This window comes from Chryseobacterium sp. HR92 (assembly GCF_045689405.1).
In the GTDB taxonomy this organism is placed as follows: Bacteria; Bacteroidota; Bacteroidia; order Flavobacteriales; family Weeksellaceae; genus Chryseobacterium; species Chryseobacterium viscerum_A.
In genome coordinates this window covers 4815099-4829608 of the sequence record NZ_CP139139.1, presented here as the reverse complement: position 1 = coordinate 4829608, position 14510 = coordinate 4815099, and the positions used below count along the sequence as shown (strand labels likewise).

Sequence of the window (14510 nt, the reverse complement as noted above, 5' to 3'; positions counted from 1 at the left end):
TAAGACTACTTAAACAAAAAACGAGCCAAATAATTGTTTTTTTTTTCTTAAAAGAGTGTTTTTTAACAATTATTTATGAATTATCCTTTACTTGTCATATGAAAAGTCCCTTTCAATAAATAAAGTGTTAACTTTATTAAAAATAAAAATATATGGAATCTAATATCATTTTCAACAAAGATTTTGATGCGGCCAGTACGTATGTCATGAAAATTTATAAGGCTGATGTTTCAACGGTATGGGATCACTTCACCCAATCCGAATTATTGGATCAATGGTGGGGACCTAAACCCTGGAAATGTGAAACAGTAAGCCAGAACTTTAAAGAAGGTGGAATCTGGATGTATGCAATGGTAGGACCAAACGGGGAGAAAGGACCTATGTACGCTCAGTCTCAGTATGGCGAAATTACGGAACACAGAAGCCTTGACTGGATGAGTGCTTTCTGTGATGAAAAAGGAAACATCAATGAAGATTTTCCAAGATCAAAATGGTTGATAGGTTTTACCGGAGTGGAAGAAGGAACTAAAGTGACCATTAATATCCATTACCATTCTCCGGAAGTGATGAAAAAGATCCTGGATATGGGGTTTGAAGAAGGATTTAAAATGGGACTGAAACAATTGGAAGAACTGATCAGTTGATATGCTCTCATGTAAAAGAATGATGTCAGATGAATTTTATAATATAAAAACAGGATGCTCCAATGAACATCCTGTTTTATTATTTTTATTGAATTGAATCCTATTTTTGAATTACAATTTTTCTATACTGATAAAAGTTCCGTCTGTAGGAACAATTTTGTAGACATCTGCCACAGTAAGAATAGAAACACCTCCTGAAACCTGAACTTTCAACTGATCTCCTTTGTCAAACATGGAAAGAAATTCCATAGTTCCAACTCTATTTGCGCCAGCAGTAATTAAGATTGCTTCATTTAAAGGCACATCATTTCTTGCAAGTACATTTCCGTTCTTTAAAGCCCTGAAGGAAATTGTTGGCGGACTAACGTGTATTCCTGAAGTCTTTACTTTTAAACTGATCAAAATTTTATAAAATCCGGATTCTTTAAAAGTAAAGTTATTAAAATTACTATTCACAATGCCTTGAGGGTCAATGATACCAAGTTTATCCGTATCCTGAGTGCTGTCATAAAACCCAAAAGGGACATCTTTTTCACCGCATCCGATAAGTACACAGGTTACAGAAGGGAAACTACTTTCAGCCATTGAAGGATTCATGCTGGCTCGGGTTGTCTTTCCTCCACTTTCATAAAAAGTAGGTTTCCATTTTTCGCCATCATAAACAACCACTCTTTTAATATCCTTTCTGTATAGGATCATTCCCTGCATGTTGGAATCATCATTAAAATGATCGGGCTCGCTTGCGTTGTAAAGAGGCAGCTCGGTTTCATCATTTACTGTTGGGATCATCATCCCTTTAGAATTTGTGGCATTGTCTTCTTTGTTGACAACACTGAACATAGCGTTTGTACTTGGGCTGCTATGACTGCCTACTGTAACTTGAGAGAAGAACAGTACAGCCATCAGTAAAAGAGTGAGGGTATATATTTTCTTTGTCATATTAGTTCAGTTTTTCAATATAGATATAAGTGTCTTTATCATTCATTTTAAAATTCACTCCGGTTCCGAGGTTCAAACCTGTGTCGGCCTGGATTCCTCCTCTTAAGCGGATCTGGTCTCCGGCATGAAGATATTTGGTGGTGGAAAAACTGTTCACAGAATTAGCACTGCCTGCTGTAACCACCAATCCATAAAGTAAGAAACTGTTTTCGTGAATTTTTTGCCAGCCTTCTCCCACTGCATTTACATAGAGTGCCTGAAGGGATACAATTGTAGCAGCATTTCCAACAGAAAGACCGCCGGCACTGCTTGTTTTCACTGATGGATTAATTCTGTAAAACCCATCGGCAGGAATAGTGATTTCTCCGTTGGCATTTACAGTAACACCAAGGTTGTTGATGTTATTTCTGTCAATATTACTTAGAATATTGAATTGTAGAGTAGGTCGTCCTGTGATCCCCAATACATTGGCAACTGCTAAATCTGCCGCATTTGATCCCAGAATACTTAAGTTTTTATAATTTTTAATACTCCTTTCGGTGGCTGCTACCCATCGGTAGCCGTCGTATTTTACAACATCTTTTATTTCTTTGTTATAAAATACCAATCCGTTGTCGCTGGGTTTATTCTCATACAGATCAGGGTGAGAGGCATTATAATTGGGTAATTCAGTATGATTTTCAACAATGGGCAGGATAATTCCTTTGGTCTTACTTTCAACCTGTAACTGTGCCCTTGAATGTGTTTTTTCAGGATGATCACCTATTTTCACCTGCGCCTTTCCCATGCTTCCCAGCGCTGTTAAAATAAATATATTGAGTATAATTGCTTTTTTTGTCATCTTAATCACTTACTTTGGTAAACATTATTTCTCTTGGATAGAACTTGGCGATATTCACATTGGTTGCCGCCGTTAATGTAACAACTACAGATACGGTGGCAAGCGGAGAATGGATTCTTGGAACAATATAATCGCCCGGATTTAAACGGATTCGGGTTGTTGTAAATGCAGCAGTGTTAGTGTCTCCGCCAATTCCCAGAACTCCATAATAGTCAGGAAAAAATGTGGTTAATTTGACCTCGTTATAGCTGCCGTCAGATTGTTTAAGATAAGCTCTTAGCTGATACTGTGGACCACTGGTTAAAGAGACTGCACCACCTGTTTTGGACGGTACATTTAAGTAAATTTCATAAACGCCCGCCTGATTGACAACGAATTTTGCATTGTCAAAACTCTTGTCTGTATAGAGGCCTCCTCCCGGAACAACCGCCGTTTCTCTTGTTATCCCAAGATTGTTGTAAGATTGCTGCCCGTCAACAGGGGCACTAAATCCAAGACCCACATGTCTTCCACATCCGAGAAGAACGCAGACTACACTTGTTTCTTCGTCAGAACTGGACAAAAATCTGGATTGTTTCATCTTAAAATCTGCTGCAGTAGGTTCGTTGTTCCATTTTGCCCCATCATAAGAGTAAAATGTTGCATGTGTTTTCTCAAACATCATCATACCTGTCATTTCTGCATCAGAAGCTGGTGGAGCATTGAGCGGAAGGTTGTCAGGAGAAGATACTTCAGGAAGCATCATACCGTAATTTTTGCCTCCGTACTTCCCGTCTACCTGTAAAATAGCTTTGTTATGAATCTCAACAGTAAGGTTTTTCGAAATTCCTACTTGCGAAAAAGCTAAATTAACAATGACCAACATCAAAGAGGTGTTAATTTTTTTCATGGTTTGATTTCTATTTAAATTTTAATCTGTTTTTCAGAAGAATTTTTCACGAAATACTTTGTTTTTTTATTGTTTGATTGATGTAATTTTTATTCAAATCTTATCCTCCCCAGCTCATCATGTGAACCGGGTTTATCACTTGTCTTGTCTTTTTTCAGATTTAAGAATGAAGTATAAATCAGAAAAAACTGACCATAATATTCTGAGGGAAATTGGCCATAGAAAAGGGCCAAAAGAATGTGGTCTTAGTGTGACCAAAATACAACTCTAATGTGGTACCATCCAATCAAAATCTGAAATATTGTGTGTAATACATTTTATTTGTAAGAAAGGATTTTGGTAATGGTTTGGGAATGAATTGATTTAAAATTTAAATCATAGTTTGATTTTTGATTTATTATTTAAATAATCATGTTAATTTTGTTTAAAAAAAATAGAGACAAGTTTTAGCTTGCCTCTATTTCGTTAATAAAGTGTTGTTATTCGGATCGGTTTTGATAATTATTGGATTGAATGTTTATCAAAACTCTAAATCGATACGTTTTCTGCTTAAATCAATTCTTCTTCCTGAAAATACTGAATAATCGCCTTTTTCATAAGCAAGCTCTGCTCATTGGGCTTTAATTCCGGAAGTTCTTCCAGTTTGTCAAATTGCGGCCATCCATCTTCATAGTGTGTGAATTTATAATATCCAAAGGGCTCAAGCAGTCTGCAGACTGCAATGTGAATCAGATTCACCTTATCCTCTTTAGTGTATTTTTGCTGGCCGCTTCCCAGCTCCTGTAGCCCAATTAAAAATAAAAGGGTTTCAATGGGCGGATTCTTCTCAGTCTGGAAATTGTCTTCAAAGAACTGTTCTATTTTTTTCCAATATTCGGACTCGTTCATAGTATACTTAAATGATAAATAATAATTGATAAATGATAAAGTCATTCCTTTAGCATTTCCTATATGAAGAAGTTACTTTCAGTATTTCTTCAGGTTTTGTTTTTATATCTGTTAAAATTGCTTTTTTATGAATTATCATTTATTTTTAACAGAAATGCATATTCTAAAGCATCTTCTTTCAGAGATTCAAATCTTCCGCTTGCTCCTCCATGTCCAGAGCTCATGTCAGTTTTAAAGACTAAAATATTATCATCTGTCTTTAATTCTCTCAGCTTTGCCGTCCATTTTGCAGGCTCCCAATACTGTACCTGAGAATCATGGAATCCTGTAGTAATAAGCATGTGAGGATAATCTTTGGCTTCTACGTTGTCATAAGGAGAGTAGTCTTTCATATAATGATAATACTCCTCGTCATTTGGATTTCCCCATTCATCATATTCTCCGGTAGTCAATGGGATTGTATCATCCAACATTGTGGAAACAACATCTACGAAAGGGACCTGTGCTACAATTCCGTGGAATAACTGAGGTTCATAATTGACCACAGCGCCAACCAACAGGCCTCCGGCACTTCCTCCCATTGCGTACATATGTCTCGATGATGTATAATTTTCTTTGATTAAATGTTTTCCTGCATCAATGAAATCAAAAAATGTATTTTTCTTGAATAACATTTTTCCATCTTCATACCATTCTCTTCCCAGATATTCTCCACCACGGATGTGGGCAATAGCATAAATGAAGCCCCTGTCCAGAATAGATAATCTTACATTTGAAAAGCTGGCATCAACGGTGTGCCCATAACTTCCATATCCATACAGCAAAAGTGGGGTGTCAGCAGATTTTTTGGTGTCTTTATGGTATACTAAAGAAATTGGAACTTTTGTTTCCCCATCTCTGGAGTCTGCCCATATTCTTTCTGAAATATAATTTTCATGAAAAAATTTTCCACCTAATACTTCCTGTTGTTTCAGGAGTTTGGTGGTTTTGTCTTTCATGTTATACTCGTAAGTGGAACTTGGCTGTGTAAGAGATGTGTAACCATAACGGAGAATCTCAGTGTCAAATTCAAGGTTGATCCCAATATAGGCTGTATAAGTTGGATCAGAAAAAGGTAAATAATAAGACTCCTGGGTCTTCTCATCAATAATTTTGATCTGGAGCAAACCTCTCTCTCTTTCCTCAAGTACCAGATAATCTTTGAAAATTTCAAAACCTTCCAGTAAAACTTCCGCACGGTGTGGAATAACATCTACCCAGTTTTCCATACTGCAGTTGTCAATCTTTGCTTTTACAATTTTGAAGTTAATTGCATCATCAGCATTAGTGATAATATAGAATTCATCTTCATAATGCTCTACGGAATATTCGAGATCATCTATTCTTGGTTGTATTACTGTCCATTCTGCAAATACATTATCAGAAGGGATAAAACGATGCTCATCAGAAATAGTACTTGAACTTGCAATGAAAATATACTGTAAAGATTTTGTTTTAAATACATTAACATCAAAAGTGTCATCTTCTTCGTGGAAGATCAGAATATCATCAGCAGAATCAGTTCCTAATTGATGTCTGTATACCTGGAAAGCACGGAGGCTCTTATCTTTTCTAATGTAGAAAACATGCTGGTTATCATTTGCCCAAACTGCTTTTCCAGTTGTATTTGGGATAGTGTCCGGCAGAATTTCTCCAGTTTTTAAATTTTTAAAATTGAGTGTATAAATTCTTCGCCCTACATCATCTGAAGAAAAAGAAGCCAGTTCATTACCAGGGCTTACTGCTACACTTCCTACTTCAAAAAATTCTTTGCTTTCTGCTAAAATATTCACGTCAAGTACAATTTCCTCCTCATTGTCAAGGCTTTTGTGCTTTCTGCAGAAAATAGGATATTCTTTACCTTCTTCATAACGTACAATATACCAGTATTCATTAAAGAAATAAGGCAGAGACTCATCATCCTTTTTATAACGGGCTTTCATCTCTTCAAAAAGCTCTTCCTGAAGAGCTTCCGTATCTTTCATGATGAATTCTTCGTAGGCATTTTCTTCTTCAATATATTTGATGACTTCGGGGTTTTCCCTTTCATTCAGCCAAAAGTAATTATCAATCCTTCTATCGCCGTGGGTTTCTAATATTTTTTCTATTTTTTTTGCCTGTGGAGCTTTCATCCTATATTTTTAATTATTTGCGTCTGTAATATTTATTGAGACGCTATATTCAATGTTAATTCTTGTTCAAATATAAGAAAGGCTATCAGATTTTTGATAGCCTTTGTGATTATTATTGTAAGACAGGGTTATTTTTTTATTGTTTTAATGGTTTTTACAGTTCCATCATTTAGTTTTAATATAAGTAAATACACCCCTTCTTTTAAATCTCCAAGCTGTAACGATGAGGAAGGTTTTTCAATGGTTTTAACCAAGTCTCCTGAAGCATCCACTACTGATATCGATTTTACTTCAGAGATATTGGAAACGGTAAGGATATCAGTAAAAGGATTTGGAGATACCTGGATTTTTTTACTGTTTCCAGTAACTTCATGTGTAGATAATGCCGTATTATCGTAGGCTGAAATCTGGAATTCTCCATTGTCTGAGAACGAGTCATACTTCCAGACACTTATATGCAAGGTGGTGCCTGGAGTCTGTCCGGTTAATACGATTGGGGAATAAATATCATCACTACAGCTAATTTCTGTTAGTGAACCGCAAGTCCCTCCGTAAACGGTAAGTACAGGGTCATAAAACGAAGAGCCTGAAGCTTCCTGTGCTTCTATTTTTAGATTTCCGCTCTGTGGTACCACTACTGTAAACCAGACATTGCCAGTTGCATCTGGATCACAGGATGGCAGAGAGCTATCTGTCGTTGCTTCAGCGTTGCTTGAAGTGATGGCTCCTGAAGCAAAATCAGTTCCTACTGTTAATGGTATTGCCTGTGCACAGTTATCATTAGCGGGAGGAATAGGATCATAGGCTGAAATCTGGAATTCTCCATTGTTTGAGGAAGAGTCATACTTCCAGACACTTATATGCAAGGTGGTGCCTGGAGTCTGTCCGGTTAACAAGATTGGGGAATAAATATCATCACTACAGCTAATTTCTGTTAGTGAACCGCAAGTACCTCCGTAAACGGTAAGTATAGGGTCATAAAACGAAGAGCCTAAAGCTTCCTGTGCTTCTATTTTTAGATTTCCGCTCTGTGGTACCACTACTGTAAACCAGACATTGTCAACAGCATCTGGACCACATGATGGTAAAGAACCGTCAGTAGTTGCTTCAGCGTTGCTTGAAGTGATGGCTCCTGAATCGAAATCTGTTCCTACTGTTAATGGTATTGCCTGTGCACAGTTATCATTGGCAGGAGGAAGGGGATCATATGCTGAAATCCGGAATTCTCCATTGTCAGTATTGGAATCATACTTCCAGACACTTATATATAAGGTAGTTCCAGGAGTCTGACCAGATAATGATATTGACGAAAAACCTGAGTTGTCATCATCATTACAGTCAATTTCGGTTAAAGCACTACAATTGCCGCTGTAAACAGTAAGTACTGAATCATCAAATAATGAACCGGAGGATTGTCCTGTTTTTATTTTGAGATTTCCGCTCTGTGGTACAATTACCGTAAACCATACATTATCAGCAGCGTCTGAACTGCATGTAGGTAAAGAGCCGTCAGTAGTAGCATTTAAATTTGTAGAGGTGAGCGCTCCAGAAGTAAAGTCTGTGCCTACCGTTAGCGGTATTGCTCCCGAACAGTTATCATTCTGGGCATTTACAAATACAATGGTAAAAAAGAGTAAATAGGATAATAATTTTTTCATATTTTTTTTCTTAAATGTAATGAAAATTTCAATCCATTAAGAAAAAAATACTACATAACTATTTGATTTACAGGTCTTAATGTGTAATATTTTAACCAATTTTAAAATAAAAAGCCATCTTTTCAATGAAGAAAAGATGGCTGTATTTATTTTATACTAGATTATTTATGAAGCGCTTTAATATATTTTTCTAAAGCCATTGTCATAGAAGGTGTTTCTTTCGTAGGTGCCATAAGGTCTACAGTTAATCCAGCTTCTTCCGCAGCTGCCAAAGTCGTGTTTCCGAAAACGCCGATCTTGGTTTCATCCTGTTTGAAGTCTGGGAAGTTTTGTTGTAGAGATTTGATTCCTTGCGGGCTAAAGAAGATCAACATATCATAATCTTTAATGTTGATATCTGTAAGGTCGCTGCATACGGTACGGTACATGATTGCTCTTGTCCAGTCTGCATTAGAGGCATCCATGGTTTTCACAATATCCGGGCTCAAAACATCTGAAGATGGTAACAGATATTTTTCAGTTGGGAATTTTTTGAAAAGAGGAAGCAGGTCTGAGAAGTTTTTCTCCCCAAAGCTGATTTTTCTTTTTCTGTACACAATATGCTTTTGAAGGTAGTTGGCAATTGCTTCCGACTGGCAGATATATCTCATTGTATCCGGAACGGCAAAACGAAGTTCTTCCGCAAGTCTGAAGTAATGATCAATCGCATTTTTACTGGTAAAAATAATACCGGTATACTGCGTCAGATCTATTTTCTGTGTTCTGAGCTCTTTATTGTCAACCCCTTCGACGTGGATAAATGGACGGAAATCAATCTTTATTTTTTCCTTCTTCGCTATATCCAAATATGGAGAAGACTCACTAGGCGCTGGTTGAGAAACCAATATAGACTTTATTCTCATCATTGACATTTATTAAAAAAATAACAACTTCCAAAGCAATAATAATGGTGCGATTTGGAGGGTGCAAATATACAAAAATTTATAATACCATTTTTCGGGAAGAATCTTGTTCTTGTGAAATAAGTAGAAAAAAACTTTGAAAATGAATACAAAAGAAAAGAAACACAAATAATACAAGAACATTTTATTTCTGTCTATAGGGAAGTAATAATGGGCTACACAAAGAATTATTAGCAAAAATGTAAGAATGAAATAAAATTTTGTGGAGGTAAAATAAAAAATAGGCCATTTTTTTCCGTCCCCTATACTTTGATAAAATAAAAAACCGAATGTTGATTTTACTAAATAAAAAAACAGTACTGCCAGCAAAGTATACCCGAATTTATTAAGCTGATACCCCAAAAGCTGAAGATCGGCAATATATTTCGGTACAATAGGAATGTACTGCGAAATTAAAACAGATAAGGTGAGCGTCGTCACACATGAAGTGATAATCCAGCTGGGAAGGTTGTTACTGGCATCAAAATACTTTTGAAGCAGAAAATCTTTGAGACTGGCATCCCTTTCTATGACGTTCATCATAAAAACATATAAAAATATACAGCCCACTAGAATAAAGATTACCCAATCATTATTCTCAGGTATTCTTACGTGATTGATGAAGTGTTGTGATGATGGCAAAATTTAAGTTTTTATTATTTATTATTTAACTTCTGATAGCACAATCCGGCACAGATTTTCCTGTCACCTGTTTCATGTATCCGCAGTTAAAATATTTGCTCTCATCGATTTTACGTATTGTTCAGATCTGTTGAATAAAAGTTTCTGTTTCATCCGTTCAATCCCTGAGAAATATTTTTGCAAAATTATAGATTATTTTGTATAAAATAAAAAGGTTAAATAAACTATCTTTGCAAACTGAAATGAAAAAACTCGTCATTATCCCCACATACAACGAAAAGGAAAATATTGAAAATATTATTTCCGCGGTTTTTGCATTGGAGGATGATTTTCATATTTTAGTAGTGGATGATACTTCTCCGGATGGAACAGCAGAGGTTGTAAAAGAATTGCAGAAGAAATATCCGCATTATCTGCACCTGTCAATAAGACATGTGAAAGACGGGTTGGGAAAGGCATATATTCATGGATTTAAGTGGGCTATCGAAAATAAATATGATTATATTTTTGAGATGGATGCCGATTTTTCTCATAATCCCAATGACCTGCCGAAATTGTTTGAAGCATGCAGGAATGCAGATATGGCCATAGGTTCCCGTTACTCAAAAGGAGTGAATGTGGTGAACTGGCCAATGGGAAGAGTGTTGCTGTCTTATTTTGCATCAAAATATGTAAGGTTCGTATTGGGACTTCCGATTCATGATACTACAGCGGGATTTGTCTGTTTTTCAAGAAATGTATTGGAAGAAATAGGATTGGATAATGTAAGACTGAAAGGTTACGGGTTTCAGATAGAAATGAAATTCAGAGCATTTAAAAAAGGCTTCAGAATTGTAGAAGTTCCTATTATATTTACCAATAGAATTTTAGGAGAAAGTAAAATGAATGGCGGTATTATTCATGAAGCAGTTTTTGGAGTGTTAAACTTAAAGTGGAAATCAATCATCAATAGACTATGAAACAAAGCATGAACAGTTCTCTTCAGACAAAGGAATATGTATATGCGAAGTTCCATCAGACTATTAAAAATTATAAAAATAAACTGATGAAAAAGCTGATCTTTATTTTCGTTTTGCTGGGCATGTTTTCGTGCAGCGATTATATTGATAAGCCTAAAAATCTGGTCGATAAAGGCGTAATGGCAGAGATTATTGCAGATCTTGCGATCAATGATCAGGCAATCTATGTATATCCTGATAAAAATATGGAAGCCGGTACTAGAGCTGTTCTGAAGGCACATAAAGTAAAATCTGATGACTTTGTAGAAAGCTTCAAGTATTACGTTATCAAAGAAGAAATGGATGGGATCGCCAATGATGCACAGGAACTCCTGCTGAAAAAAGATCCGAAAGCAGATAAATACGTAAAGGATAAACTGAAACAAAACGGAGCTGTAATACCTTTGGTAAGGTAAAAACATTACCGAAGTTTCTAACCTATAAGAAATCACTGATAACAAGGTGAATTAAAAAAGTAGAGAGATGAAATTTTTTAATATAGAAAAAACCTCTGAAGGAAAAGCAAGAGCAGGGGAAATTACCACAGATCACGGGAAGATTCAAACTCCTATTTTTATGCCTGTGGGAACTGTAGCAAGCGTGAAAACAGTTCATCAGAGAGAATTAAAAGAAGACATTAAAGCTCAGATTATTCTGGGAAATACTTACCACCTTTACCTTCGCCCGGGAATGGAGACGATGCAGGATGCGGGTGGTTTACATAAATTCATGAACTGGGACCTTCCTATCCTTACCGATTCAGGAGGTTTTCAGGTGTTTTCACTGGCGAGTAACAGAAAAATGACTGAAGAAGGTGCGAGATTTAAATCTCATATCGACGGAAGTTACCATATGTTCTCCCCGGAAAGATCAATGGAGATTCAAAGACAGATCGGAGCCGATATTTTCATGGCTTTTGACGAATGTACTCCTTATCCTTGTGACTATAACCAGGCAAAATCATCTATGGAGCTTACCCACCGATGGCTGAAAAGATGTATTGAATGGACTAATGATAATCCTGAATTATACGGATACAAACAAAGACTTTTCCCTATTGTTCAGGGATCTACCTATTCTGACCTTAGAAAAATTTCTGCAGAAGTGATTTCTGAAGCTGGAGCTGAAGGAAATGCCATTGGAGGACTTTCTGTAGGAGAACCTGAGGAGGAAATGTACAGAATCACAGATGAAGTAACGGATATTCTTCCAAAAGAAAAACCAAGATATCTGATGGGAGTAGGAACTCCATGGAATATTCTTGAGTCTATCGGATTGGGAATTGATATGATGGATTGTGTAATGCCGACAAGAAATGCAAGAAATGCAATGCTTTTCACATGGCAGGGGGTGATGAACCTTAAAAATGAAAAGTGGAAGCGCGATTTTTCGCCTTTGGATGAATTTGGGACCAGTTTTGTAGATCGTGAATATTCAAAAGCGTATCTTCGCCACCTGTTTGTATCTAAAGAATATCTGGCAAAACAGATTGCTTCGATTCATAATCTTGCGTTCTATCTTGATTTAGTAAAAGTAGCCAGAGAACATATTATTGCAGGAGATTTCTACGAATGGAAAAACTCTGTAGTACCGGTTCTTAGACAAAGACTGTAAGAGAATATGCTTAAAATTGTAGACAGATATATCATAAAAAAATACCTTGGAACTTTCAGTTTCATGTTGGTATTGTTGTCTATAGTCGTATTGGTAATTGATGTTCAGCAGAAGATTCCAAGAATAGAAAATGCAAAGGCTATTGATCCGAAACTGGATCTAACCTATTTTCTTATCCATTTTTATCCCTTCTGGATTATCAATCTTGTAGTGACTTTCCTTTCTATTCTGGTGTTTATTTCGGTAATTTATTTTACCTCCAGAATGGCAAATAATACTGAAATTGTTGCTATTATCAGTAGTGGAGCTAGCTTTTACAGATTTTCCAAACCTTATCTGGTAACCTCCATTTTTATTGGACTGATTGCCCTTGTGGTTTATCATATGGTTCTTCCATGGGCCAATATCAAGAAAAATGAACTGGAAGCGTATACCTATAATGCAGCCAATAAAGAAAAGATTTTAGGAACCGCTCCGGCCTCTTCGCAGCTGAGCAAAACAGAATATATTTTTGTGGATTCCTGGAATAAAAGAGAAAAAAGAGGATCAAGCTTTGTCTATCAGAAATATGATAAAGACAGAAAAATGACTTACGAGCTTAAAGCAAGCGAAGTGTATTGGGATAAAGCCAAAAAGCAGTTTGTTTTAAATAATTATCTGGAAAAAACAATCAATAAAGACAATACCGAAAAACTTGGCAATGGAATAGAACTAAGGAAAAACTACGGTCACTCACCGGAAGAACTTTTCCCTAACGAGCTTTTGGGGCAAAATAAAACCACTCCGGAACTTTTAAAATTTATCGAAAGAGAAAAAGCAAGAGGAAACAGTAACCTGAACTCTTATCTGAATGAACTTCATCAAAGAACATCAATGCCTGTTTCTATCATTATTCTGACTTTCCTGGCACTTTCACTGTCATCACAAAAGAAGAGAGGAGGATTAGGGATTAACCTTGCAATAGGAATTTCGTTGGCTTTTATTTTCGTGTTTTCATTTGAAGCCTTGAAAGTAGTGTCAGAAAATAAAAGTCTGTCTCCCGCTGTGGCAATGTGGCTGCCTAATATGGTGTTTTTGCCGCTTACCCTTTATCTGTATATCAAAAGAGCTAATCAGTAAAGTAATTTTACTTCCTTGTGATAAAAGGAACGTATTCCGTCTTCCAGTTCGATCCAGAGTTCACCCTTTTCGTCTGCATTTCGGATGATGCCATTTTGTCGCTCTTTTTCAATCTCAAAGACAGAGATCATATCTTTTCTGAAAAGATTAGCATTGAATCCATCCAGAATTTCCTGATCAGAAGGAATGCTTTTCAGTTTCTCAGACAAATATTCATGGAGGTTTAATGAAACTTCTTCCAGGTCGAATTGGCTGCCTGTCTGCGTCAGGAGTGATCCTGCATTGGATATTTCATCAAATTTGTCCTGAAGAATATTGATTCCTGCTCCTATGATGAAATAATTATTTTGATTAATTTTTTTCTTTTCTATTAAAATTCCAACGATTTTTTTACCTTTAAGGATAATATCATTCGGCCATTTGATTTTTACCTCTGATTCAGACAAATTGGCAAGGAAATCCCGGATAACCATTGCGGTATAATAATTGAATATAAAATCGGAGCACAAGATGTTCTGAGTGTTCACTGCCAGCGTATAAGCCAGGTTTTTTCCAGCAGTTTGAGTCCAGACATTTCCATACTGACCACGGCCTTTAGTTTGATTAAAAGTATGCAGTCCAATAAAATCTGAATTTTCGTAAAGTAAAAACTTTGATATTTCGTCATTAGTAGAAGAACATTCTTTCAGGTAGAAGAGTTGGCTCATTTAAGAAAACTTTAAGACATTAAGAGGGTAAAAGTAAGGTTAAAGTAAAGAAAAAACAATAAATTTGCAGATTATAGTATTTTTTTAATGAATAAAACAGCAGAAAAACAAGCGTTAATAGATAAAATCGTTGAAGCTATCCAGGATGTAAAAGGAGAAGACATTATGATCTTCGATCTTTCAAACATCGAAAACTCCGTAGCAGAAACGTTCGTGATATGTAGTGGAAACTCAAATACACAGGTGGCTGCATTGGCAGGAAGTGTTGAGAAAAAAGTAAGAAACGAACTGCAGGACAGACCTTGGCACGTAGAAGGTACTGAAAATGCAATGTGGGTATTGGTAGATTACGTTTCAGTGGTGGTTCATATATTTCAGAAACAGGTACGTGAGTACTATGATATAGAAGAGCTTTGGGGTGACGCAGTCATTACCAAAATTGAAAATGAATAATAAAAA

At 36.2% G+C, this 14510-nt stretch carries 15 protein-coding genes; 6 read left to right on the top strand and 9 right to left on the bottom strand.

Translation table 11 applies throughout. The annotated features are described in order from the left end of the window. Positions 1–152: 152 nt before the first annotated feature. Positions 153–644 carry an SRPBCC domain-containing protein gene (locus SFA27_RS21880; RefSeq protein ID WP_264518855.1) on the top strand — a complete coding sequence of 164 codons (492 nt, stop codon included), beginning with the start codon at positions 153–155 and terminating at the stop codon, positions 642–644. 111 nt (positions 645–755) lie between these two features. Here the strand turns inward: SFA27_RS21880 and SFA27_RS21875 are convergent, their stop codons facing one another. From SFA27_RS21875 to SFA27_RS21840, 8 genes are all read right to left on the bottom strand, one after another. Next, a complete protein-coding gene (locus SFA27_RS21875) occupies positions 756–1583 on the bottom strand; it encodes a hypothetical protein (RefSeq protein ID WP_407294879.1) in 828 nt (275 codons plus the stop codon). Position 1584: 1 nt separating this feature from the next. Beyond that, a complete protein-coding gene (locus SFA27_RS21870; RefSeq protein ID WP_407294876.1) occupies positions 1585–2424 on the bottom strand; it encodes a hypothetical protein in 840 nt (279 codons plus the stop codon). A gap of 1 nt (position 2425) precedes the next feature. Next, a complete protein-coding gene (locus SFA27_RS21865; protein WP_407294874.1) occupies positions 2426–3313 on the bottom strand; it encodes a hypothetical protein in 888 nt (295 codons plus the stop codon). 549 nt (positions 3314–3862) lie between these two features. After that, positions 3863–4201, bottom strand: coding sequence for a hypothetical protein (locus tag SFA27_RS21860; protein WP_047376348.1), 339 nt, complete (start codon positions 4199–4201; stop codon positions 3863–3865). Positions 4202–4326: 125 nt separating this feature from the next. Then, complete coding sequence (locus tag SFA27_RS21855) at positions 4327–6372, bottom strand: S9 family peptidase (RefSeq protein ID WP_407294871.1); 2046 nt, start codon at positions 6370–6372, stop codon at positions 4327–4329. Between the two features lie 128 nt (positions 6373–6500). Beyond that, positions 6501–8030: a T9SS type A sorting domain-containing protein gene (locus SFA27_RS21850; protein WP_407294868.1), complete on the bottom strand. Its 1530-nt coding sequence runs from the start codon at positions 8028–8030 to the stop codon at positions 6501–6503. A 161-nt stretch (positions 8031–8191) separates the two neighbouring features. Further along, entirely contained in the window at positions 8192–8932 is a 741-nt protein-coding gene (locus tag SFA27_RS21845; RefSeq protein WP_047376669.1) for a uroporphyrinogen-III synthase, read from the bottom strand. A 12-nt stretch (positions 8933–8944) separates the two neighbouring features. Next, positions 8945–9613, bottom strand: a complete 669-nt coding sequence (locus SFA27_RS21840) for a DUF4271 domain-containing protein (protein ID WP_264518849.1) — start codon at positions 9611–9613, stop codon at positions 8945–8947. 242 nt (positions 9614–9855) lie between these two features. Here SFA27_RS21840 and SFA27_RS21835 point away from each other — a divergent pair, with 242 nt between their 5' ends. The 4 genes from SFA27_RS21835 (at position 9856) to SFA27_RS21820 (ending at position 13344) form a co-directional block, all read left to right on the top strand. Then, positions 9856–10572, top strand: a complete 717-nt coding sequence (locus tag SFA27_RS21835; RefSeq protein WP_047376353.1) for a polyprenol monophosphomannose synthase — start codon at positions 9856–9858, stop codon at positions 10570–10572. An 8-nt stretch (positions 10573–10580) separates the two neighbouring features. Further along, positions 10581–11027, top strand: coding sequence for a DUF4296 domain-containing protein (locus tag SFA27_RS21830; protein ID WP_407294864.1), 447 nt, complete (start codon positions 10581–10583; stop codon positions 11025–11027). 67 nt (positions 11028–11094) lie between these two features. After that, positions 11095–12225 (top strand): tRNA guanosine(34) transglycosylase Tgt, encoded by a 1131-nt coding sequence (gene tgt / locus SFA27_RS21825; protein WP_047380269.1) that lies wholly within the window; start codon positions 11095–11097, stop codon positions 12223–12225. 6 nt (positions 12226–12231) lie between these two features. After that, positions 12232–13344: an LptF/LptG family permease gene (locus tag SFA27_RS21820; RefSeq protein WP_407294860.1), complete on the top strand. Its 1113-nt coding sequence runs from the start codon at positions 12232–12234 to the stop codon at positions 13342–13344. Here the strand turns inward: SFA27_RS21820 and SFA27_RS21815 are convergent. Further along, complete coding sequence (locus tag SFA27_RS21815) at positions 13338–14051, bottom strand: biotin--[acetyl-CoA-carboxylase] ligase (protein ID WP_407294858.1); 714 nt, start codon at positions 14049–14051, stop codon at positions 13338–13340. The genes SFA27_RS21820 and SFA27_RS21815 overlap by 7 nt on opposite strands. A gap of 87 nt (positions 14052–14138) precedes the next feature. Here SFA27_RS21815 and rsfS point away from each other — a divergent pair, with 87 nt between their 5' ends. Continuing rightward, positions 14139–14504 carry a ribosome silencing factor gene (gene rsfS, locus SFA27_RS21810; protein ID WP_047376360.1) on the top strand — a complete coding sequence of 122 codons (366 nt, stop codon included), beginning with the start codon at positions 14139–14141 and terminating at the stop codon, positions 14502–14504. Positions 14505–14510: the final 6 nt, after the last annotated feature.

Bases quoted from the DNA above. Each gene is read 5' to 3' on its own strand.
- SFA27_RS21845 (WP_047376669.1), bottom strand. From the start codon at position 8,932: ATGAGAATAAAGTCTATATTGGTTTCTCAACCAGCGCCTAGTGAGTCT.
- SFA27_RS21820 (WP_407294860.1), top strand. From the start codon at position 12,232: ATGCTTAAAATTGTAGACAGATATATCATAAAAAAATACCTTGGAACT.
- SFA27_RS21860 (WP_047376348.1), bottom strand. From the start codon at position 4,201: ATGAACGAGTCCGAATATTGGAAAAAAATAGAACAGTTCTTTGAAGAC.
- SFA27_RS21835 (WP_047376353.1), top strand. From the start codon at position 9,856: ATGAAAAAACTCGTCATTATCCCCACATACAACGAAAAGGAAAATATT.
- rsfS (WP_047376360.1), top strand. From the start codon at position 14,139: ATGAATAAAACAGCAGAAAAACAAGCGTTAATAGATAAAATCGTTGAA.
- SFA27_RS21830 (WP_407294864.1), top strand. From the start codon at position 10,581: ATGAACAGTTCTCTTCAGACAAAGGAATATGTATATGCGAAGTTCCAT.
- SFA27_RS21855 (WP_407294871.1), bottom strand. From the start codon at position 6,372: ATGAAAGCTCCACAGGCAAAAAAAATAGAAAAAATATTAGAAACCCAC.
- tgt (WP_047380269.1), top strand. From the start codon at position 11,095: ATGAAATTTTTTAATATAGAAAAAACCTCTGAAGGAAAAGCAAGAGCA.
- SFA27_RS21875 (WP_407294879.1), bottom strand. From the start codon at position 1,583: ATGACAAAGAAAATATATACCCTCACTCTTTTACTGATGGCTGTACTG.
- SFA27_RS21865 (WP_407294874.1), bottom strand. From the start codon at position 3,313: ATGAAAAAAATTAACACCTCTTTGATGTTGGTCATTGTTAATTTAGCT.
- SFA27_RS21870 (WP_407294876.1), bottom strand. From the start codon at position 2,424: ATGACAAAAAAAGCAATTATACTCAATATATTTATTTTAACAGCGCTG.
- SFA27_RS21880 (WP_264518855.1), top strand. From the start codon at position 153: ATGGAATCTAATATCATTTTCAACAAAGATTTTGATGCGGCCAGTACG.
- SFA27_RS21815 (WP_407294858.1), bottom strand. From the start codon at position 14,051: ATGAGCCAACTCTTCTACCTGAAAGAATGTTCTTCTACTAATGACGAA.
- SFA27_RS21850 (WP_407294868.1), bottom strand. From the start codon at position 8,030: ATGAAAAAATTATTATCCTATTTACTCTTTTTTACCATTGTATTTGTA.